At 39.4% G+C, this 22037-nt stretch carries 26 protein-coding genes; 16 read left to right on the top strand and 10 right to left on the bottom strand.

Features of this window, described 5'->3' with window-relative positions:
• Positions 1–20: 20 nt before the first annotated feature.
• The 5 genes from tusD to AB8618_RS08285 are packed head-to-tail and all read left to right on the top strand — an operon-like array spanning position 21 to position 1988.
• Positions 21–374 carry a sulfurtransferase complex subunit TusD gene (tusD, locus tag AB8618_RS08265; RefSeq protein WP_413402187.1) on the top strand — a complete coding sequence of 118 codons (354 nt, stop codon included), beginning with the start codon at positions 21–23 and terminating at the stop codon, positions 372–374.
• Entirely contained in the window at positions 371–727 is a 357-nt protein-coding gene (gene tusC, locus AB8618_RS08270) for a sulfurtransferase complex subunit TusC (RefSeq protein WP_409423176.1), read from the top strand. Before tusD ends, tusC begins: the two co-directional genes overlap by 4 nt.
• Entirely contained in the window at positions 724–990 is a 267-nt protein-coding gene (locus AB8618_RS08275) for a DsrH/TusB family sulfur metabolism protein (RefSeq protein WP_409423177.1), read from the top strand. Before tusC ends, AB8618_RS08275 begins: the two co-directional genes overlap by 4 nt.
• 3 nt (positions 991–993) lie before the next feature.
• Positions 994–1323 (top strand): TusE/DsrC/DsvC family sulfur relay protein, encoded by a 330-nt coding sequence (locus AB8618_RS08280; protein ID WP_413402190.1) that lies wholly within the window; start codon positions 994–996, stop codon positions 1321–1323.
• The gene (locus AB8618_RS08285) at positions 1323–1988 is read left to right on the top strand and encodes a pseudouridine synthase (RefSeq protein ID WP_409423179.1); all 666 of its coding nucleotides are present in this window, start codon (positions 1323–1325) and stop codon (positions 1986–1988) included. The genes AB8618_RS08280 and AB8618_RS08285 overlap by 1 nt, the downstream gene beginning before the upstream one ends.
• A gap of 279 nt (positions 1989–2267) precedes the next feature.
• Here AB8618_RS08285 and AB8618_RS08290 read toward each other — a convergent pair whose 3' ends face one another.
• Positions 2268–3542 (bottom strand): sensor domain-containing diguanylate cyclase, encoded by a 1275-nt coding sequence (locus AB8618_RS08290; protein ID WP_409423180.1) that lies wholly within the window; start codon positions 3540–3542, stop codon positions 2268–2270.
• Positions 3543–3896: 354 nt separating this feature from the next.
• Here AB8618_RS08290 and mnmA point away from each other — a divergent pair, with 354 nt between their 5' ends.
• The 5 genes from mnmA to AB8618_RS08315 all read left to right on the top strand — a co-directional run bounded on the left by mnmA (position 3897) and on the right by AB8618_RS08315 (position 8692).
• Positions 3897–4997, top strand: coding sequence for a tRNA 2-thiouridine(34) synthase MnmA (gene mnmA, locus AB8618_RS08295; RefSeq protein WP_010390175.1), 1101 nt, complete (start codon positions 3897–3899; stop codon positions 4995–4997).
• The gene (hflD, locus tag AB8618_RS08300) at positions 4997–5599 is read left to right on the top strand and encodes a high frequency lysogenization protein HflD (protein WP_055012553.1); all 603 of its coding nucleotides are present in this window, start codon (positions 4997–4999) and stop codon (positions 5597–5599) included. Before mnmA ends, hflD begins: the two co-directional genes overlap by 1 nt.
• 31 nt (positions 5600–5630) lie before the next feature.
• Entirely contained in the window at positions 5631–7001 is a 1371-nt protein-coding gene (purB, locus tag AB8618_RS08305; RefSeq protein ID WP_413402194.1) for an adenylosuccinate lyase, read from the top strand.
• An 80-nt stretch (positions 7002–7081) separates the two neighbouring features.
• Complete coding sequence (locus tag AB8618_RS08310) at positions 7082–8224, top strand: JmjC domain-containing protein (protein ID WP_413402195.1); 1143 nt, start codon at positions 7082–7084, stop codon at positions 8222–8224.
• 9 nt (positions 8225–8233) lie between these two features.
• A complete protein-coding gene (locus AB8618_RS08315) occupies positions 8234–8692 on the top strand; it encodes a GNAT family N-acetyltransferase (protein WP_409423183.1) in 459 nt (152 codons plus the stop codon).
• Positions 8693–8724: 32 nt separating this feature from the next.
• Here the strand turns inward: AB8618_RS08315 and AB8618_RS08320 are convergent, their stop codons facing one another.
• Together AB8618_RS08320 and AB8618_RS08325 are read right to left on the bottom strand one after the other, a co-directional pair.
• On the bottom strand, positions 8725–9942 hold the full coding sequence (locus AB8618_RS08320) for a pyridoxal phosphate-dependent aminotransferase (protein WP_413402199.1): 1218 nt from the start codon (positions 9940–9942) through the stop codon (positions 8725–8727).
• A gap of 127 nt (positions 9943–10069) precedes the next feature.
• Positions 10070–10414 carry an Hpt domain-containing protein gene (locus AB8618_RS08325; RefSeq protein ID WP_409423185.1) on the bottom strand — a complete coding sequence of 115 codons (345 nt, stop codon included), beginning with the start codon at positions 10412–10414 and terminating at the stop codon, positions 10070–10072.
• Between the two features lie 131 nt (positions 10415–10545).
• Here AB8618_RS08325 and AB8618_RS08330 point away from each other — a divergent pair, with 131 nt between their 5' ends.
• Complete coding sequence (locus AB8618_RS08330) at positions 10546–11139, top strand: tRNA-uridine aminocarboxypropyltransferase (protein ID WP_413402203.1); 594 nt, start codon at positions 10546–10548, stop codon at positions 11137–11139.
• An 18-nt stretch (positions 11140–11157) separates the two neighbouring features.
• Entirely contained in the window at positions 11158–11940 is a 783-nt protein-coding gene (locus AB8618_RS08335; RefSeq protein WP_413402205.1) for a CLCA_X family protein, read from the top strand.
• 25 nt (positions 11941–11965) lie between these two features.
• On the opposite strand, the gene dcd is transcribed toward AB8618_RS08335, so the two are convergent.
• Positions 11966–12550: a dCTP deaminase gene (gene dcd / locus AB8618_RS08340; protein WP_413402208.1), complete on the bottom strand. Its 585-nt coding sequence runs from the start codon at positions 12548–12550 to the stop codon at positions 11966–11968.
• A 2-nt stretch (positions 12551–12552) separates the two neighbouring features.
• Complete coding sequence (gene apbC, locus AB8618_RS08345; RefSeq protein ID WP_413402211.1) at positions 12553–13629, bottom strand: iron-sulfur cluster carrier protein ApbC; 1077 nt, start codon at positions 13627–13629, stop codon at positions 12553–12555.
• A gap of 177 nt (positions 13630–13806) precedes the next feature.
• Between apbC and metG the strand changes: the two genes are divergently transcribed.
• Positions 13807–15831 (top strand): methionine--tRNA ligase, encoded by a 2025-nt coding sequence (gene metG, locus AB8618_RS08350; protein WP_138569719.1) that lies wholly within the window; start codon positions 13807–13809, stop codon positions 15829–15831.
• A gap of 62 nt (positions 15832–15893) precedes the next feature.
• Here metG and AB8618_RS08355 read toward each other — a convergent pair whose 3' ends face one another.
• Positions 15894–16739, bottom strand: a complete 846-nt coding sequence (locus tag AB8618_RS08355) for an IS3 family transposase (RefSeq protein ID WP_409425569.1) — start codon at positions 16737–16739, stop codon at positions 15894–15896.
• Complete coding sequence (locus tag AB8618_RS08360) at positions 16736–17236, bottom strand: transposase (protein ID WP_409423191.1); 501 nt, start codon at positions 17234–17236, stop codon at positions 16736–16738. Before AB8618_RS08360 ends, AB8618_RS08355 begins: the two co-directional genes overlap by 4 nt.
• Before the next feature lie 119 nt (positions 17237–17355).
• Between AB8618_RS08360 and AB8618_RS08365 the strand changes: the two genes are divergently transcribed.
• Positions 17356–18590 (top strand): IS3 family transposase gene (locus AB8618_RS08365; RefSeq protein ID WP_409423192.1). Its coding sequence is split into 2 segments (ribosomal slippage): positions 17356–17707 and positions 17707–18590, totalling 1236 coding nucleotides; the frame shifts between segments, so codons are not numbered across the junction.
• A 30-nt stretch (positions 18591–18620) separates the two neighbouring features.
• Here AB8618_RS08365 and AB8618_RS08370 read toward each other — a convergent pair.
• Together AB8618_RS08370 and AB8618_RS08375 are read right to left on the bottom strand one after the other, a co-directional pair.
• Entirely contained in the window at positions 18621–19247 is a 627-nt protein-coding gene (locus AB8618_RS08370; protein ID WP_409423193.1) for a hypothetical protein, read from the bottom strand.
• A gap of 211 nt (positions 19248–19458) precedes the next feature.
• Entirely contained in the window at positions 19459–19644 is a 186-nt protein-coding gene (locus AB8618_RS08375; RefSeq protein ID WP_409423194.1) for a hypothetical protein, read from the bottom strand.
• Positions 19645–19780: 136 nt separating this feature from the next.
• Here AB8618_RS08375 and AB8618_RS08380 point away from each other — a divergent pair, with 136 nt between their 5' ends.
• Complete coding sequence (locus AB8618_RS08380; protein WP_409423195.1) at positions 19781–20326, top strand: Tll0287-like domain-containing protein; 546 nt, start codon at positions 19781–19783, stop codon at positions 20324–20326.
• 8 nt (positions 20327–20334) lie between these two features.
• On the opposite strand, the gene AB8618_RS08385 is transcribed toward AB8618_RS08380, so the two are convergent.
• Entirely contained in the window at positions 20335–20841 is a 507-nt protein-coding gene (locus tag AB8618_RS08385; RefSeq protein ID WP_409423196.1) for a DUF2937 family protein, read from the bottom strand.
• Positions 20842–21263: 422 nt separating this feature from the next.
• On the opposite strand from AB8618_RS08385, the gene AB8618_RS08390 reads away from it, so the two are divergent.
• Positions 21264–22004 (top strand): flagellar brake domain-containing protein, encoded by a 741-nt coding sequence (locus tag AB8618_RS08390; protein ID WP_409423197.1) that lies wholly within the window; start codon positions 21264–21266, stop codon positions 22002–22004.
• Positions 22005–22037 lie beyond the last annotated feature (33 nt).

Here is a 22037-nt window from a genome sequence, read left to right on the forward strand (position 1 = left end):
GCTTTTTTATTGGAATAGTTTTGGCACGCTTTGTACTTTCTTTACATACTCCACCATCAGATCACGATACCACTCAACGTATTGTTAAGTTTGCTCATGCCTGCCTAGCGCAGGGACATAGCATTGATGCGTTATTTTTATACCAAGATGCTATTTATCATGCTTCAACTCATTTTGAGTTAGCCTCAGATGAGTTAAGTACTCCCTCGCTTTGGCAGCAACTGGCTGAAAAAAATATAAACCTAATGTTATGCGTTACTGCGGCTGAAAAGCGAGGCTTAGATATAAAGAATACCGGCGCATTTGCTGTTGCAGGCTTAGCTGAGTTTGCCATGCTGGCCAGTGAAGCAGATAAATGGATACAATTTAAATGATTAATGTACTCGTAATTAGTCAATCAAGCCCATTTGATGACATGCATACCCGCGATGCACTTGATATGACCCTTATTTTTGCTGCCGTTGATCAAAATATTAGCTGGTTGTTTAGCGGACCTGCTGTGTTATCGCTGAAAAAAAACCAAAATCCAAATGCCTTAGGCATCAAAGATTTTTTTAAAAACATTAAAACGTTAGAAATTTATGATGTTGAAAATATTTACGTCTGTGAGAAATCACTGATTGATTATGGTTTAAGTAAAAGTGAACTACTCATTGAGGCAAACATAGTAAACTTTAATGCCCAAAAACAGTTAATACACAATCAGCAGCATGTGGTGACCCTATGAGTACTTTACATATTTTTTCAAAGCCACTGAATTACTACAGTACCCACAGCTTAGACAACCTAATTATGCTCACTGACAGTGTTTTACTCGTGGGTGACGCTTGCTTTGCAAAAGAGCAATATAGACAATTTGCTGACTCACTTTATATTTTAAAAGATGATGCAGACGCTCGAGATATATCATTAAATATGAACGACAAAGCAATTAGTTATGATGAGTTCGTTACGCTTAGTTTATCATCTAAACAATCAATTACTTGGTGAACCATGTTGGAATTTAATAATCAAACAATAGACACTGATAAACAAGGTTATTTGCTGGATCATACTGCTTGGTCAAAAGAGTTAGCCAATGTTATTGCAGAGCAAGAAAACATTACGTTAACTGAGCAACACTGGGAAGTTGTGAATTTTGTGCGAGAGTTTTATCTTGAGTACAACACCAGTCCAGCCATTAGAATGCTAGTCAAAGCCATGGCTAAAGCACTTGGTGAAGATAAAGGCAACAGCATGTACTTATACAAACTTTTTCCTAAAGGACCTGCCAAACAAGCAACTAAAATTGCCGGTTTACCTAAACCTGCACGGTGTATTTAATGAAACATAAAACTGAACATTCGCCCTCCTCAAAAAGTAAGCGCAATACAGGCCGTACTTACTCTCGAACTGGTATCAATAAAAGAACAGTAAAAAGGCCAATAAAACCGGCAATAGCGCAGAGCGATAAAAAAGTCATTTTATTTAATAAACCTTATGATGTCCTTTGCCAGTTCACTGATGATCAAAATAGGCAAACATTGGCTGATTTTATTCCTATAAAAGATGTTTACGCAGCAGGTCGTTTAGACAGGGACAGCGAAGGATTATTATTATTAACAAACTGCGGGAAGTTACAAAATACGCTCACAGCGCCTGGTAAAAAAACCAACAAAACCTATTGGGTTCAGGTTGAAGGGGTCCTAACACAAGCATCAATCGATGCGTTAAATAAAGGTGTTGAACTCAAAGATGGCATCACCTTGCCCGCTAAGGTAACTTTAATGGATGCACCAGCACTTTGGCCAAGGACCCCTCCTGTGCGAGAGCGTAAATCAATACCTACTTCATGGTTAAGCATTACAATTAACGAAGGCAGAAACCGTCAAGTTAGACGTATGACAGCTCATGTTGGCCACCCTACTTTGCGTTTAATTCGCTACAGTATCGGTAAATACACGCTTGAGGGAATAAATAGCGGAGAATTCAAAGAAATTGATAATTAACCATCAAGCTGTGTTGGGGTCTGTTGACCTTTCAAGGTTAAATTTTCAGCAGTCTGTTTGGTATTTAGGCAAGGCAGAGCCTATGTGGTGTGGTTATTCCACATAAATAGGCGATAACGCAGCATCAATGCCAAACAGGCGCTGCCCGAAGGGTTCTGCCTAGGGGCGATTTACTCTTTGTTGCTCGGCTTTTACTTAGCCCACTAGGTTACAAACCTCGCGCCGCGATTAAACCGCCCCTAGTTTGAACAAATTTTAATCCGCAAAGGTCAACAGACCCTAATTACCTGTAGCTAAGGCAATACAATTTCTTCCTTGTTTTTTCGCGTAATAAAGTGCGTTATCTGCTTGTTTAAAAAATTGAGCATGATCGCTATCGTGTTCATGCTCTATGGTGTTTATCCCCATACTGACAGACAATAGTCCTGTAAAGCTGTCTTTGTGAGGAATGGCCATTTTTTCAATCGATTTTTGTATTTGTTCGGCAATAAATAATGCCCCTTGCTTACCTGTTTGAGGTAACAGCACGACAAATTCTTCTCCTCCGAATCGCGCTACAAAATCTTCTGGCCTGCAGACGGTTTCAGCTAATTTTTGCGCAACTTTAAATAAACATTTGTCTCCTTCGAGATGACCATACCGGTCGTTATACTTTTTAAAATTATCGATATCAATAATGATCATCGAAAGCTCACGGTGCTCGTTCGATAACTTGTTAAATTCAGACGTTAGTTTTTCATCAAAGCGCCGCCTGTTGGCTATTTTAGTGAGTGAGTCTAAAAACGCCATATCACTGAGTATTTCTTGAGTTTTTAAACGCTCAGTAGCATCGTTGAATATAGCAATAAATTCTCCTTCAACACTGATACCAGAAACTTGCATCACAATCTCACTACCATCTTTACAAGAAATTCTGTAATCATTAGCTGGAATATCATCATTATTTTGATTGGCTTGCTCAAGTGACTCCTGCCATAACGTTTGTGCAAATGTTCTGTAATCTTTTTCAGGGTAGGCTAATTTCCACCACACATTGAGATTAGGTACGTCTTGTAACGTGTAACCAAATACATCAATAAAGCGTTGGTTCACTTTTAAAATATCACCAGTTACCATACAAACATCACATACCGGTAAGGGTAGAATCGTGAATAACCGTGCATAGTGACTTAGCTCATGCTTGCGCATAGGGTGTTGGGTAGTGCTTATAACATTATAGTCTTGTTGTTTGTTTTCATGTTCAAGCGATACATTCATTGAAGCGACAAAATGCCACTCTACCCACCATTTCTCTAACTGGCTTAAAATTGCCTTTTGTGATGCTTTTAAAGAGCCGAGAGAGGACTCTATAAGCCTAAACAGCTCAACAATCGGATTGGGTTCTTGATAAAGATAGGGAGCTGGCACAGCTATAATGTCATAAAATAACTTATAAGCTGATTCTTTGAATTGCTGTAGTGAATAGTCGTCTTCAAAAGTAAAATTTGACACCGCTTTTTCGGACGCATCCAGCACAAACGACTTAACCAAATGTGATTGCGAGGCGTAATTCATATATTCATTCCATTGATTATATTTTAGGTTATTTAAGTATTTACATGTTTAGATACTAATTAAGATATGGTAGGTAATCTCAAATGTAAAGTTTTGTTAATGAAGAATAGCCCTCCGTAATTAAACACCACAAAAACAACCCACAAAGTATGAAGCCACCACTATAATCCATCCCTTTTCATTAGCCTAAAAATGAGTAAATTACACACTAAACTACGCCTTACTAGCCATTGGATGGAAAAAGTTACAACAAAATCTATTCAATCCCCCATCCTCTCTTTAAGCACCAATAAAATACATGCTATAATCGCGGCCTTTCCAAGTTAACAGTAATCTGTATAAGCGAAATTATTCATGAGCGAAAATAGTCACATTAAAGTCATCGTTGGTATGTCCGGCGGTGTTGATTCTTCTGTATCTGCATATTTATTAAAACAGCAAGGCTACCAAGTAGAAGGCTTGTTTATGAAGAACTGGGAAGAAGATGACAATGATGAATATTGTGCTGCCGCTGAAGATTTAAAAGATGCGCAAGCTGTATGTGACAAATTAGGCATTGAACTTCATACCGTTAATTTTGCTGCTGAATACTGGGATAATGTATTTGAATACTTTTTAGCAGAATACAAAGCGGGTCGTACACCCAACCCAGATATAATGTGTAACAAAGAAATAAAATTTAAAGCGTTTTTAGAGTTTGCAGCGCAAGCACTTGGTGCTGATTTTATTGCAACTGGTCATTATGTGCGCCGTGAGCTACGCGATGACAAATACGTAATGTGCCGAGGCCTAGACGATAACAAAGATCAAAGCTACTTTTTGTATACACTAAGCCATGAGCATATTGCGCAAACACTATTTCCTGTCGGAGATATTGCCAAACCAGAAGTACGCCGCATTGCTGAAGAACAGGATTTAATTACCCATGATAAAAAAGACAGCACCGGCATTTGTTTTATTGGCGAGCGTAAATTCAAAGATTTTCTGCAAAAGTTTTTGCCTGCACAACCAGGAGTAATTGAAGACACCGATGGTAACAATGTAGGTGAGCATGAAGGCTTGATGTATCACACCCTTGGCCAGCGTAAAGGTTTACTAATTGGTGGCATGAAAGAAGGCTCGGGCGAACCATGGTACGTGGTAGATAAAGATATAGAACGAAATGTTCTTGTTGTTGGTCAAGGTAAAGATCACCCTCGCTTATACAGTAACGGCCTTAATGCAAACCAATTACACTGGGTAGATCGTGTTGGCCCGCAAGGTACAACTCGCTGCACCGTTAAAACTCGCTACCGTCAAGAAGACTTAAGCTGTACATTACTCGTTGGAGAAGATGGTATGGCACGCGTATTGTTTGATGAGCCGCAAAAAGCCGTTACCCCAGGACAATCCGCCGTATTTTACGCTGATGAAGTCTGTTTAGGCGGTGGTATTATTGATTCGGTGATTAAGTAATGAATCAACATCAAGTCATGGCACTTGCTGCCATGTGCCAAGTAGCAAAACAAGTACAAAAGGTTGCTCAATACGGTCGTTGTGATGAACATGACTTATCAACGTTGTTATCAAGTATTGTGCAAACCTCACCCGCCTCTCCTGAGGACGTATACCAAGGCACACAAAATTTGCGTGATGGCTATAAAACATTAATGGCACAACTGAGTGCCGGTGCTCAAAAAGACGTTGAAATAGTTAAATACGTGGGTGGCTTAATGCAGTTAGAACGAGCCCTTAGTGCCAATAGTAAGAGCCTCAATGAATTAGGTAAACGTATTGATGATATTCATCGTCGTTTAGATCATTTTGCTATTACCGATGACAGCGTTGTTGCCGGTTTAGCAGATATATACTCGTCGGTGCTAAGCCCCCTTGGGCACCGAATCCAGGTTTATGGTAAACCCGAGTTATTAAAACAGCAGCTCACTCAAAACAAAATCCGTGCGTTACTTTTAGCCGGCATTCGTAGTGCAGTTTTATGGCGTCAAATGGGCGGCAAACGTCGTCATTTCTTTTTTGCAAAAAGAAAAATTCTCGCCATTGCTAAAACAAAAATTTAATTATCGTTCAAACTAAAATTTAGGAGTTATTATGGAGCTTTCAGCGTTAACGGCTATCTCTCCGGTTGATGGTCGCTACGGCAGCAAAACCACTGAACTACGCAGTATTTTTAGCGAATTTGGATTAATCAAATACCGCGTAACCGTTGAAGTGCGTTGGTTGCAAGCGTTAGCTGCAGCAAGCGATATAAAAGAAGTCCCAGCTTTAAGCGAGCAAGCAAACGGGCTATTAAATGCTATCGTCGATAACTTCTGTGAAGCCGATGCGCAGCGTGTTAAAGACATTGAACGCACCACTAACCATGATGTAAAAGCCGTAGAGTACCTACTGAAAGAAAAAGTAGCTGATAACGCTGAATTACATGCCATTAATGAATTTATTCACTTTGCATGTACATCTGAAGATATTAATAATCTATCTCACGGTTTAATGTTAAGTGAAGCACGTAACAATGTTATCTTACCTTACTGCGATGAACTATTGAGCGCAATTAAAGAAAAAGCTGTTGAATACAAAGCTATTCCAATGATGACCCGTACGCATGGGCAACCTGCAACCCCATCAACTATGGGTAAAGAGTTTGCAAACGTATACATGCGTTTAAAGCGTCAACGTGATCAAATTGCCCAAGTAGAAATGCTAGGCAAAGTAAACGGTGCTGTAGGTAACTACAATGCTCATCTAAGTGCTTACCCAGATTACGACTGGCATACTCACGCAGATAAATTTGTAGCTAGCCTAGGTTTAACACTTAACCCGTTTACCACACAAATTGAACCGCACGACTACATTGCAGAACTATTTGATGCTATTGCGCGTTTTAATACTATATTGCTCGATTTTGACCGCGATATGTGGGGATACATTGCGCTTAATCACTTCAAGCAAAAAACCATTGCTGGTGAAATTGGCTCATCAACTATGCCACATAAAGTGAACCCTATTGATTTTGAAAATTCAGAAGGTAACTTAGGTTTAGCTAATGCGATATTAGGTCACTTAGCGCAAAAGCTGCCTGTTTCTCGTTGGCAACGTGATTTAACTGACTCAACCGTATTGCGTAATTTAGGTGTAGGTATGGGCTATGCTGTTATTGCATACCAATCGACACTTAAAGGTGTGAGCAAGCTAGAAGTTAACGAACAGCGTTTAGCTGAGGAGCTTGATCAAAATTGGGAGCTACTAGCAGAGCCAATTCAAACAGTAATGCGTAAATACGGCATTGAAAAACCATATGAAAAGCTAAAAGATTTAACGCGTGGTAAACGCGTAAATCAAGAAATAATGGCTGATTTCATTGATGGTTTAGATTTACCAGATACTGCAAAAGCAGAAATGAAAAAGCTTACCCCAGCCAACTACATTGGTCGCGCTGTTGAGTTTATTGATGATTTAGTTTAATTACTCAAATCTACTAATAAAAAGCGAAAGGTACCTGCCTTTCGCTTTTTTCATTTAGGTCTTAACGTTATAGGCATTCTATGTATCAATTAAAAATAAATGAATTATCTGAGCAAGCGTTTTTAAATCAATATTGGCAAAAAAAGCCACTGTTAATCAAAAGAGGTTTTAGTGACTTTAAAGACCCTCTTGATGCCAATGAACTGGCAGGCCTTGCCATGGAAGACAGCATAGAGTCGCGTATTATTACTAACCATAATCAGCAATGGCAGTCCCATCAAGGGCCGTTTGAAGATTTTGAAATACTCACCGACGAGCACTCAACTCTATTAGTGCAAGCGGTCGATCATTGGCACCCAGAAGCCGCTCAATTACTTGAGCCATTTCGCTTTATTCCTAACTGGCGTATAGATGATTTAATGATCAGCTACTCAACCCCTGGCGGCGGTGTTGGACCACACTTAGATCAATATGATGTATTTATTATACAAGGTGAAGGCAAACGCCATTGGCGTGTAGGCTTACCTGACGCCTCATTAAAGCAATTTGCTCAAAATAAGAGCTTGCTACAAGTTGAAGCTTTCACTGCAGTGATTGATTGCGTTTTAGAGCCAGGTGACATTTTGTACATACCACCAGGTTGTCCACATGAAGGCTATGCTATTAAAAATGCTTTAAACTATTCGGTCGGATTTAGAGCCCCTAATCAACAAGATTTACTGTCTAGTTTTGCAGATCATATTATTGACACAGAAAGCGGCCAAAAACGTTACACGGATCATACCCTCACTCTTCGAGATTCAAAAGGTGAGCTTACGCAAAGCGAAGTTAATAAAGTAAAAACGTTACTGCAAGCATTAATAGAAAACGACAGCTTATTTAAAAATTGGTTAGGAAACACCTTAAGTCAACCTAAGCACGATATGGATTTAGCGCCTGAAGAAAACCCGTTTAGTACAGCTGAAATTATGCAACAACTTGAAAATAATGTGACATTTGAACGTCTTGGTGGCACGCGTGCAATTTACCAATGCATAGATGATAAGCTGCTTTTAAGTGTTAATGGTGAAAACTACCCTTTATCGCTATCTGATTTAGAGGCTGTAAAACAGCTAACTGATTTTATTGAATTTGATGGCAGCATGCTGAATTCAACCACACCTAGCCTAGATTTTATCGAAACCTTTACTACACTGGTTAATGAGGGTATTTGGTTTAGCTAGGAGGAGGCTATGGTTTATACTGTTGACAAAGTTGATTGGCAAAGTGAAAAAGATCAACTTCAACAAATAAGAGAGCGTGTTTTTGTTTACGAATTGCATATTCCAAAGAATATTGAATTTGATAGCTTAGATCCGCTCGCTCAACATATTCTGGTTACCGATAATATGCACTCACCTGTTGCCACAGGTCGATTATGTAATGATGGTTTAATAGGAAGAATTGCCGTACTACCCCAGCACCGCAATCGCAACGTTTATAAATCTCTACTTAATTTCATTGTAAAGCTTGCCGCAGAGCAAGGTATTGAGGCTGTCAGTATTAACTGTATTTTAAATGAAGTAGAACGATTCAAAAATAACGGCTTTACTGTGCAAGGACACGTTTTTATGGAAGCTGGCATACCAAGACAGAGAATGGAGTGCCCCATCACATGCTTTGAAACACGGCCATTTACTTTAGTGCATTAACCAAAAAACGAGCCATTTGGCTCGTTTTTACTTTATTCTTGTCGATAATCTTTGAAGAACCGCTGCATTTTCATCATCGCACTGCTCAAATCATCTTTATTAGGTAAAAATACCAATCTAAAATGATCAGGTTCTGGCCAATTAAATGCACGTCCATGGACTAATAATATTTTTTCTGCCTTTAACAAGTCAAACATCATTTGTTCATCATTTTTAATATTAAACAATTTTGTATCAACTTTGGGAAATGCGTACAACGCCCCTTTTGGCTTTTTACAGCTTATCCCCTCGATTGCATTTAATCCACGCCAAGCAATATCTCTCTGCTCGTATAAGCGGCCTCCGGGGTCAATTAAGCTATCAATTGATTGTACCCCACCCAATGCTTGCTGAATGGCATATTGGGCAGGGACGTTTGCGCATAAACGCATTGAGGCAAGAATATCGAGGCCTTTAATTAAATCTGTCATTAAGGCAGTGCGCCCACTTAGCACCATCCAACCCATTCTAAGACCAGCGGCGCGATATGTCTTAGCTAAGCCGTTAAACGTAATAATAGGGATATCGTCGCACAATGCACCAATAGAGGTGTGGGTAACTCCGTCGTATAGGATTTTCTCGTATATTTCGTCACTTAACAGTAAAAGCTTGTGCTCTCGGGCAATACTTATCAACTCTTCAAGCAAAGCGTCACTGTACACAGCCCCTGTTGGGTTGTTTGGATTTATTAATACCAATGCTTTAGTTTTCGAGGTGATTTTACTTTTAATATCATCAATGTCAGGAAACCAGTCTTGCTCTTCATCACATAAATAGTGAACAGGATTACCGCCCGCCAGCTTTACCGAGGCAGTCCAAAGCGGATAATCTGGTGCAGGAATTAATACTTCATCGTCATTATTTAACAGCGCCTGAGTGACCATTTGAATAAGTTCACTCACGCCGTTACCAATGTAAATATTATCAACGTCTAAGTTATGTAAACCACGCTGTTGATAATGCTGATAAATAGCAACACGCGCAGAGTAAAGCCCTTTAGAATCACAATAGCCTTGAGCAGAATATAAATTACGGATAATGTCGCGGTGCATATCTTCTGGCATATCAAAACCAAATGCCGCGGGGTTACCAATATTGAGCTTAAGTACTTTTTGGCCCTCGTCTTCCATTTTTTTAGCTTGTACTAAAACGGGACCACGGATGTCATAACAGACGCCGTCTAATTTATGACTCTTTTTTATTTCTGACATTGTTACCTCTAAAGAGCAAGTTAGTCTTAAGACTAACTCATTAAAGCCGTGAATTACTAAGGAAATTAAGCGCTTAAAACTGAAAAAAAATCACGTTAACATTCTATTCTGTTCTTTTTAAACGAGCTTACCGCTGAGCTTGCCACTCATTTAATTTTGCTTGTGAGCCAATAACTTGCGCCATTAAATTATTTGCTGCATCAACAGCCTGTTCGTCGTTATCATTATTTAAATTATATTCAATTAAACGTGCCACTTCGGCTAAACTTGCCGCTCCAAACTGAGCTGCATTTGATTTAAGGCTATGAGAATGGCGAATAGCAGCCTCTTTATCTTGGCCAAGCGCTGCAATAGTTTCGCTTCCTAAGCGCTCAAATTCCGCACAACAAAATTCCAACGTATCTGAAAATTGTTCACCTAATAGCGATTCCATACTTTCTAAAGCGGATTCGTCGATACTGATCTCTGTCATATTAATGCCCTTTAATGCAATCCTGCGATTTCTCTTTCATCTCTTACTCTATATCTAAGCACAAAAAAAACCAACTTTATTAATGCAAAAATGTATAATTAGGTTAAATGTATTAATCGAATGGTTAGCTTATGGCACGTGCACTTTGTGAACGCTGTAATTTTTCGCTAAGCACCTGTATTTGCAATGCAATCACCTGTGTTGATAACCAAACTCAGGTTATTGTTTTACAGCACCCCAGCGAAGCAAAAGTGAGCAAAAATACGGCACAGTTATTGGCATTAAGTTTAATGCGATGCAAAATAATTAAAGGCGAAAATAATCAAGATTTTGCTTGCTTGCAAAAGCTGCCGCTCAGCTCGACCGTGTTACTCTACCCAAACGAGGGGGCAATTGAGTTAGATGTAGCCAATAACAATGAAAACGTACAACCGATTACGCATTTAATAGTGATCGATGGAACATGGAATAAAGCTTTTAAAATTTTGCAATTAACTCCGCTATTACAACAGTTTAAAACAGTAAGCTTTCGCCATATTCCTACTAACCGCTATGCTATTCGTAAAGCCCCAAGAGCAGATAGTTTGTCAACCTTAGAGGCCGTAGCGCATAGTTTATTGCTTATTGAAGCACTAAATCCAGCACCCTTGTATGGTTTATTAAATGAATTAATTACCAAACAAACCCAACACATGCCCGCTCACGTAAAAGCACGTTATGTGTAAGTAGAAATGAAATAACCAATGCGTAATACCCCTTCTCGATTAAAGCGCGGATTCTCACGCCAAGGCCCTGACTATCGTTTTGACGACCAAGTTGATTTTAGCGATATTAGAACGACTTTTGGTTTTCGTTCAATGGTCGTTGGTAAGTGGGTGACTAAAGAAGAGCGCTTTATTAGTGCCAATTTAATTTATGATGCACTGGCTGATTTAGCGCAAATTTTACATTTACCACCAACGGCAATTGGCCTTCGCGGTAAACTTAACTTTGCCTTTGGCCATGGCGGACAAAAAGGTGTGCAAGCACACTATAATGCTTATGACCAAACTCTCGCACTGGCAAAAAACGCAGGCGGCGGTGCTTTAGCCCATGAGTGGTTTCATGCATTCGACCATCATATTAGTGAGCATTTATTTAAATCAAAAACCCGATTTGGTTTCGCCTCTAAGTTATGGCTATCAAACTCTCCTGATTTGAGCCATCCACTTAATGATGCACTTAATCAATTTTATAAGCGGGTATTTTTAAAACAAAACGGTGAAGATGCGAATGAATTTGTTCAGCGCTGTATCGCGTTTGATAAGGAGCACAAGCAGCAATACATGAGTATGCCAGAGGAGCTTGCAGCTCGGTGTTTTGAAGCCTGTATAAATCAGCACCAAACAATAAAAAATAGCTTTTTGGTCAGTGGATTAAACAGTAATAATTTAATTTACCCTGAGCTTAGCCAAACGCTGCAAGCCAATGAAGCACTTAACCAATATTTTCAATTATTAGGTTATGCGCTTCATCAACAAACATAGTAATCGTTTCTAAAAATTAGAATTACTATTTATCATCACTGATACGACTCGCCACCGCGCTATTTTGATCTTTATATTTTGCATCAACACGGGTGTTATACGGGTTTTCACATGGGCCGGTTAGCGTTTCAAAACTCATTGCACCAATCTTCATCATAGGTCTGAGCGCAAGCGGCAGTTTGCCCGAGTTGTAAAACTCTAAAACAATATTACCACTCCAACCAGGATCGATTCTGTGAGCGGTGACATGCACCATTAAACCCAAACGTGCCAGTGACGATCGTCCATCTAACCAGCCAACAATATCTGCAGGTAACGTTACTTTTTCATAGGTTATTGCTAATGCAAGCTCACCAGGGTGTAAAAAGAATGCTTCACCTTCATCTAATACAATTTCGTCGCTCATTATTGATTCTAATGCTTTATTAAGCTGATCTTTTGGTCCACTTAAGTCAACGTAAGCAGCATTATGGGCATGAAAAGTTCTAAACTTATTACCCAAACGAAGATCCGCAGTCACCCCTGAAATCATTTCACTGGTTGGCGCTGGCTCAATAACAATCCGCTCATCGTTTAAATATTCTTTTATATGTGTATCTGAAAGTCTCATTTTTAATCTTCCGTAATCACAACTTCAATCGCGTTGTGATGTTGTTGATAGTAAAGCGTGCTGGCAATGAGCCGTGCGGCTGCACTGTAGGTTTCACTTATAGCGGCACTTGCATCATTGGCAATCAATTTACCTTGTTCAGAGGATTCTCTGATATTGATCGCAAGCGGAATGTGCGAAAGCACAGGAACACCATGCTTCATAGCTAATTTTTGTGCGCCATCTTTACCGAATACATGATTAGCTTCGCCGCAATGACCGCAAATGTAATGGCTCATATTTTCAATTAAACCAAGCACTGGCACGTTTACTTTATTAAACATAGCGATGCCTTTTTGCGCATCAGCTAGCGCTAAGTCTTGTGGCGTAGTAACAATTACAGTGCCACTGGCTGGAACTTTTTGGCTCATGGTTAATTGAATATCGCCAGTGCCTGGGGGCATATCGACGATTAAGTAATCAAGCTCACCCCAATCGGTTTCATTTAATAGCTGACTAAGTGCACCTGAGGCCATGGGGCCTCGCCATACGGTAGCATCGTCGCTAGGCACTAAAAAGCCGATAGATTGCGCTTTAATGCCGCTGGCATCAAATGGTTGTAATTGCTTGTTGTCTTTAGTGACAGGCTCACTGCCTACCAAACCGAACAACATAGGAATAGACGGGCCATAAATGTCAGCATCTAAAATACCTACTTTAGCGCCTTCATTTTTAAGCGACCCAGCAATGTTAACAGCAGTAGTTGACTTACCCACTCCGCCTTTACCTGAGGCCACTAAGATAATATGTTTTATAGCTTTAAATTTTGCTGGTTCTTTAAGTGCAACCAGCGCGCCTACATTTACTTCGGTTTTAAGTCGCTCGGTTAAAAATTTAGCAACATGCGGCATTTCAGATTGCGCGGCAAACGGAAGAGTGAGTTTAACAATAATTGATTTATCGGTGTTTTGAGTAATATCAGCGATAAAATCTTGCTCAATACCCACAGCGAAAGCGGCACTGCGATAGGCCGCTAAAGCAGAAATAATCGGTTGTTTTTGCACCGATTTAGCAGAGAAAAGTTTCGACAGTCCAAACATAGCAATAAAATAGCGTTTCTTTGATGAAAAGTGCCACGGAATTATGTAACATTCAGGGCATTAACACCAGTCAATTAGTAAATATCCATAAGCAGTGTATTCTGTTACTACCGCGCTTATCGATAATGTAATAATTTTCATCTGTTCCTGACTAGGAACGCTTAATTCGGAATGATTATGGCACAGCGAAAGATCCTGATTACTAGCGCATTACCTTATGCCAATGGCCCTACCCATTTAGGGCATTTATTAGAGTATATTCAAACTGATATTTGGTCGCGTTTTCAAAAACTACAAGGCCACGAAGCATACTATGTGTGCGCCGATGATGCTCATGGCACACCTATTATGCTTAATGCGCAAAAGCAAGGGATCACGCCAGAGGAAATGGTTAAAAACGTTAGCATAGAGCGCCAACGCGATTTTGCTGATTTTAATATCAAATTTGATAACTACCACAGCACTCACAGCCAGGAAAATAAAGAATTTAGTGAGCTTATTTATAACCGCCTTAACGATGCCGGTCATATTAAAAAGCACACTATTTCTCAGTTATTCGATCCAGAAAAAGGTATTTTTCTGCCAGACCGCTTTGTTACTGGCACCTGCCCTACCTGCAAATCAGAAGATCAAAACGGTGATAGCTGTGATGCCTGTGGCGCAACTTATAGCCCAACAGAGCTAATCAACCCACGCTCTGTCATGTCCGGTGCTGAGCCTATTTTAAAAGATTCTGAGCATTACTTTTTTGACTTACCCGCCTTTGAAGGCATGCTTAAAGAATGGCTACACTCAGGCACAATCCAGCAAGAAATGGCGAACAAGCTAGATGAGTGGTTTGCCGATGGTCTTCAGCAATGGGATATTAGCCGTGATGCACCTTATTTTGGTTTTGAAATCCCAAACGCACCAGGTAAATATTTTTACGTATGGCTAGATGCGCCTATTGGTTATATGGCGAGCTTTAAAAACTTATGTGACAAACAAGGCATCGACTTTGATGCGTTTTGGCAAGAAGGGTCTGACGCTGAGCTTTATCATTTCATTGGTAAAGACATCATCTATTTCCACAGCCTGTTTTGGCCTGCGATGTTAGAAGGCGCTCAATTTAGAAAGCCTACTAACGTATTTGCCCATGGATTTGTTACGGTTAATGGCGCAAAAATGTCTAAATCAAAAGGCACGTTTATTAAAGCGCGCACATATTTAGATAACCTAGACCCAGAATTTTTACGTTATTACTACGCAGCTAAACTAAACAGTGGCATCACCGATTTAGACTTAAACCTTGAAGATTTTGCACAGCGTGTAAATTCAGACTTAGTGGGTAAAGTAGTTAATATTGCGAGCCGTTGTGCTGGCTTTATTACTAAAAAGTTTGACGGTAAGCTAAGCGATACAATTATGGAACCACAGCTACTAGCGGAATTCCAAAACGCCTCAGCCACTATCACTGAACATTACGAAAATCGTGAATACAGTCGCGCAATCCGTGAAATTATGGCGCTTGCTGATAAAGCAAATCAATTTATTGATAATGCCGCGCCTTGGGTGCTTATTAAAGACGAATCTAAGCAAGAAGAAGCGCATCAGGTATGTTCATTAGGACTTAACTTATTCCGTGTGCTGATCACTTACTTAAAGCCTGTACTGCCTGGTATGGCCACAAATGTTGAAACCTTCTTAAATGATGAGCTTACATGGCAAGGTGTGCAAACTGCATTAATAAGCCATCCTATCAATAAATTTAAGCCGTTAATGCAACGTGTTGAAATGGACAAAGTGAATAAAATGGTTGAAGAATCAAAAGAAAGCTTAATCGCTGAAAAAGACAAAATCGATCCTAATAGCCCACTGGCAAAAGAGCCTATTGCAGCTGAAATTGAATTTGATGACTTTGCAAAAGTAGATTTACGCGTTGCTAAAATAGCTAAAGCAGAGCACGTAGAAGGCGCTGATAAATTGCTTAAGTTAACTCTTGATTTAGGCGGCGAAACACGCCAAGTATTTGCAGGTATTAAATCAGCCTACGCACCAGAAGACATCGAAGGAAAGCTAACTGTGATGGTCGCTAACCTTAAACCGCGTAAAATGCGCTTTGGAATGTCTGAAGGTATGGTACTTGCTGCAGGCCCTGGCGGTAAAGAAATATACATTCTTAACCCAGACGATGGTTCAGAGCCTGGTATGCGAGTAATGTAAACACTGTGCTTGTTTAAAAAAGCCGCTAAATATGAAGTGACCCCATAAAGTTGGACTCATTTCTAAGCGGCTGCCAAGGCCTGATTTCGATACTGTATCGGACTCAGGCCTTTTAGTTTCAGTTTAATACGCTCATTGTTGTAATAGTGGATATATTCTTTAATGTTTTCAATAAGATCATTCACGTCTTTAAACGTTTCGTTGTGGTACATCTCACTCTTCAATATGCCGAAGAAGTTCTCAGCAACCGCATTATCTAAACAATTTCCTTTTCTAGACATACTTTGTTGCAATCCTTTTTCCTTAAGGTGATTTTGATATTGTTTGTTTTGATATTGCCACCCTTGATCTGAGTGTACAACTGGCTTTTCATTTGGCTTCAACCTAGCAGTTGCTGTTTTAAGCATGTCAGTTACCAAAGGGAGTGCAACGGATTTTCTGACTTCGTAACTGATTACCTCTTGGTTGAATAGGTCAATCATAGGCGATAGATATACCTTCTCATTATCCACTTTAAACTCCGTCACATCCGTCACCCATTTTTGATTTGGCTTCTGCGCAGTAAACTCGCGGTTAAGCGTATTTTCTGCGATTTTACCCACTTCACCTTTATAGGATTTATAGCGCTTAGGCCTTACTTTTGACTTGAGTCCTAACTCATTCATCAACCGTTGAACGCGCTTATGATTAACAAGTACTCCCATTGCTCTCAGGGCACTCGTAATTCTGCGATAGCCATATCGCCCTTTATGCGCGTGATAAATATCACGTATTTTTACCAGTAAATCATTGCTTGCACAGGGTTGCTTACAAGTAGTGCGATGATAATAGTAAACACTCTTTGGCAGCCCTATAGCCTTTAAAAGGTGTCGTAAGCTATGCTTTGCCTTGAACTCTTCGACGACTATCGTTTTGTCTTTGCTTTTTTCTTTCTGGCTTGAGCCAAGGCTTCTAACTTTTTTAGCACATCATTCTCAGCTCGTAAGTATGCTAGTTCTTCTCGTAACTCCTCCTCAGTCATTTGCTCTACTAGTTTTGATGAAGAAGAATTATTTGTCATGAATGGCTTACCTTTTCTCTGTGGTTTAAGACGTGATATACCATCACGAGCATAAAGCTTTTGCCATTGAAAAAGAATGCCTGGGGACGATAAATCGAAGAAAGCACTGGTATAACCGAGTGACCAACTGTTTGCTGTCATCGTTTTTAACACTTCAGCCTTAAATGCTAGAGAATAAGGTTTGTGAACAGACCTGAAGCTTTCAGCGCCATGAATTCGATAAATAGCGGTCCAATATCGGACCTGCCTATCTGTAACATTAAATCTGTTACTTACCGCCGAAGAGCTTTCAGACAAAGCGAGTTCAGCTATTTTGAGCTTGAAAGCTCGGTGATGTTTGGACATAAAAAGACCCCCAGTAATTGGAATGTCCAACTATTGGGGGTCACTTCAATATTTAGCGGCTTTTTTATTGTTGAGGTTGTCTTGTCCTGAAATGTGTTTACACATTTAGGACTTATTTTATGAAAACCACTAAAACTAAAGACGTTAAGCGTACTCAACGAGATTATACATTAGGCTTTAAATTATCCATTGTTGAGCAAGTAGAAAAAGGCGACTTCACATATAAACAGGCGCAAAGTCATTACGGTATTCAAGGTCGTAGCACCGTTCTGGTATGGCTGCGAAAACATGGTAAATTAGATTGGTCTAAACCAACTTATATAGCCAACATGCCTAAATCAAAAGAAACCCCAGCACAAAAAATTAAACGTTTAGAGCGCGAGGTAGAGGAGTTACGCCTAAAGGATTTAATCAAAGATGAAATGATTAATATTATGGATGAAGAATATGGAGCGGGTTTGCGAAAAAAGTACATATCCGAGCTATCACGCGCGCAAAAGAAAACCAGCAAGTAAAGCTTACTCCTTTATGCCGTGCATATGGCATAACGCGACAAGGTTACTATCAAGCTATGCGCAGAATAGATTCTCGGAATAAAGCGTTGAAGCCAGTCAAAGAGTTAGTGATGTATTGGCGGCAATTCATGCCTCGTATTGGTGGGAAGAAACTTTATCTGATGATAAAGCCAGAGCTGCAAGAGCGTGACATTAAACTAGGCCGAGATTGTTTTTTTGACTATTTGAGAGAGCATGACTTGCTTGTAAAACCAAAGAAAAATTACACTAAAACAACAAATAGTAATCATTGGATGCACAAGCATCCCAATTTACTAAAAGAATACAAACCTACTGCGGCCGAGGAAGTCTTCGTTAGTGATATTACATACGTAAAGTCATCGCAAGGCGTGCATTACCTGTCGTTAGTCACTGATGCTTATAGTCGAAAAATAATGGGTTATGAGCTCAGTGATGAAATGAAGGCAACTGATGTAGTCAAAGCGTTAGAGATGACGATTAAGCAGCGGGTGTATAAACGTGATGCTATTCATCATTCAGATAGAGGTTTACAATATTGCTCTGAAGTATATCAAGGTATGCTATTAAAGGAGGGAATTAGGCCATCTATGACCGATGGATATGACTGTTATCAAAACGCATTAGCTGAGCGTATTAACGGGATATTAAAACAAGAGTTTCTACTGTATAAATGTCGTAATATGGCAGAGTTAAAAGAGCTCGTTGAAGAATCGATATTTATATACAATGAAATGCGACCGCACTTAAGTTTGAATATGAAAACACCAAATCAAGTGCATAAAAAAGACCTGGCGCTTTCGCACCAAGTCTTTCATTAAAACCGTCAACCTATTTCAGGACGGGACAGGTTATTTAGCTAAGGCGACTACTTTTGCCAAATGAATCACTAAGCATTGGGAGCTAATATAGATAAACCAGTTTATATAGCGCACCTGAGGATAAAAACCTTGCCCTTGGTTACCATAAATCCAAAAAGCTCCAATAATAGCATCAGCCAATGCAGCAAGTAAAAGCCCTAAGCTCACCCACATTATTGGTTTAGGTGCATAAAACCCACCATAACCAACAACCAACATCAGACCCATAAGCCCCACCGCAGTTACCACAACACTATAAAAACCTGTCATAGCTAAAATTGTTATACCAGCTCCATCAAGGTACATAGAGGCGAGTGACGTAGCACTTACAACCAGTACCGCAACTATGAAACAGGTGCTTTTTAGTCGCGATATAGCTTGCTGCCTTTTATAGGCCAACACACAGGCTAAAAATAGAAGGCTGTAGCCAGGTGCAAAAAATAAAATTGAATCAATTAAGTAGTCATGCTTTATTAACGTTGCATAGCGATGATAGTGCTGGGATAAGTTAAAGTTAATTACATCCCCTACTGTGCACAGCATTAAAGCTGCGCTACATAGAACCGCAAGAAAGCATAACTGCTTATCTTTAAAATGGTTAAATACCCAAGTAGTCATTGCCACACTATTAAACATTAGTAAACACAGCGAGCTCACTGTTAATAGCAATAAAATTTCTTTATTGTTAGGTGATATTAGCCCTATCAAAAGTACAACTAAAGCACATAGCCAAGCAATAAAAGAAATAACCTGATGAAGGTGTTTTATAGATAAGGAATTGATTGCACTAGCCAAGGTTTAAAATTAATAAACTTAATTTAGCAAATTATTATCGCTTAGGGTTTATTTTTTTATGCTCTGCTTGCATTTCTTTTTGTGTTTTTAGCCGACATTGTGCTAACTGCTCAAGTCGAATAGCTCTAATTGCCGCCAAAGGGTCATCAGCACTAAGTCCACCAGCATCATAGGTGTTTTGTTGATTTATTACTTTATTATCATCTTGTTTAGTATGCATATTATTCTCACTTGGGACTGTTTATCGATTTTAGGCGCGGTACATCGAATAAAAAAGTGCTTAAACACTGCACGATTTAGTTGAAAAACACCTGACACCCTGTACATTAGGAATTACTAATATTAAGAGGTGTATTATGCGCATTATTTTACTTTTTTCCAGTTTATTTATTTCATCCGCTGCTTTTCCTAGCAATACCGACGAGGCACGACAAACCATCAAGGCATTTTCAACTGATTTAAAACAGGTGCTGGTAAGTACTATGAAGCAAAGCGGGCCACTAGCGGCAATAAGTGTATGCAATACAGCAGCACCCGCTATTGCTTCACAACACAGCAACAGTCCTTGGCAAATTAGCCGCAGTGCTTTGAAAACTCGTAACTCAGATAATCAACCCGATGCATGGCTCAAAAATGTTTTATTAAACTTTGAACAACGTAAGCTCAATGGCGAGCCGGTAGCAAGCATAGAATATCAAGAGCAAAGACCGGATGGCTGGTATTTTGTAAAAGCGATCCCTACTCAAAAAGCGTGTTTGGCATGTCATGGCAGTCACATTGCCCCCGCAGTTTCTAAAAAAATAGCGACTTTATACCCTAATGATCAGGCAACTGATTTTAAACTGGGTGACATTCGTGGCGCCTTTATCGTTAAAAAACCGATTAAAAAGCACCAACAGTAATTACGTCATTAAGCATTCGCTGCGTTTCGTTTTTTGTGGGCAACATATAAAGTATACGGCAACATTACGAGCTGATTTAATATGATAGCTAATATTAGCGCAAACAATAACGCACTGGTGGTTAAAGGAATACCTAACTTAAAGTTATCAAGTGTATTTTGTAATCTGTCGAAACGCTCAGGGGAGAATATATACAGCAATTTTTGCACTAAATTACCTTGCTCGAATAGCTTCATACCTTGATTTAAGTCAGCAAATAGCATCAAGGTTTGCTGTTTTTGTTCTGCATCTGCTCTAACACTCGGTTCAGTATTTGCTAAATGACGATTTATCATTGCTTGTATACTAGAAAATTTATATTGCTTTGCTGTGTTTGCATAGCCATCAACTTGCCACTTGGTCGCATGATACAAGCCCGCTAAATGTTGTTGGTAATGATCACTCAACTGCGGTAGTTGCAATGAAATAATAAAAGTACAAGCAAATATTAATTTATCAAGTATGTTAACGATCATCATAATTCCTTGTGCTAATCTGATTTAAACGTATAGATGGTGTTTAAGGCCAGTTGACCTTTTAAGGTTAAATTTGCAAGGACCTAGGTATGTCACAATAAGATAGTTAAGTAGTATTGTAGATAGGTAGTACCATCACCCTTTGCTCAATCGCTTCGCAAGCACTAGTATTCTCTACATAAGCTCAAAAACCATAATACTTAACGTGATAAAGTTTATATAGGTATGGTTTCAATAGCAAAGCGCTTAAAGTGTTATAGGTATGCCCCTACCTCACTGTTGCCAAAATAGCAACAACTTTATAGATAAACCGGAGCTTATAACTGAAAAAACTTACTATAACCAGCATAAAGCATTAATTATCTCTCCTAAATACCCCCTTTAATTCTAGTGATTTTTACACTATATTAAAAGATAATTAAGTGTCTGTTAATATTGAGAAAGAGTTTGTGGAAACGAATAGCAATAACACCACTGTTGAAGATCAGCCAACCGATGACCAAAAGAAGTTTTTCCTCGATTTACTTCCTGGGAAGATGATCGATATACAATTTAACAACCCTATTCAGGTTCGCTTTAAGCTTACTTTAATTGGCTATGACACCGGTAAATATTTAATATTAAAATACCCTGCTCAAGCAGGTAAGAATGATTACAGCGATATTTTAGTTGAAGGCAATGGCGCTATTGTCCGTTATATAATTGAAGATGAACGCGGTGAATGTGTGGCTTTTTCAACCAGCATATTAGCAATTTCATTTCGCCCTGAACGCTTAATTTATTTAGCTTACCCTAAAAAAATTGAAAGCCGTCAGCTGCGAGAAACAAGCAGGCTACCAACTCATATCCCAGCTAAAATAAGTTTACACAAAGGTGATGTAGACGCCGATAGTAAGAGCTTATTGCATGGGTTAATCATTGATATTTCACCCAGTGGCTGCCGCTTTGCGATACATGTGAGCTCTGGATTTGTTGCGCTAAAAAAACGCCAAGTATTTGTGCATATTTTGTCACCTATAGACAATAAGTCTGTCATAGTCACGTCCTATATCAGAAATAATCAAATGAAGGGTAATCGCCTAAGTGTTGGTATCGAGTTTGATGCATCAGAGCAAACGAAGCTAAATGAGCTACTCGAAGCGTATTCAATTGATATAGATTAGAAAAACCACAAACGAATTAAGGCTAACATATGC

Source organism: Pseudoalteromonas sp. RW-H-Ap-1 (assembly GCF_048318575.1).
Classification (GTDB): Bacteria; Pseudomonadota; Gammaproteobacteria; order Enterobacterales; family Alteromonadaceae; genus Pseudoalteromonas.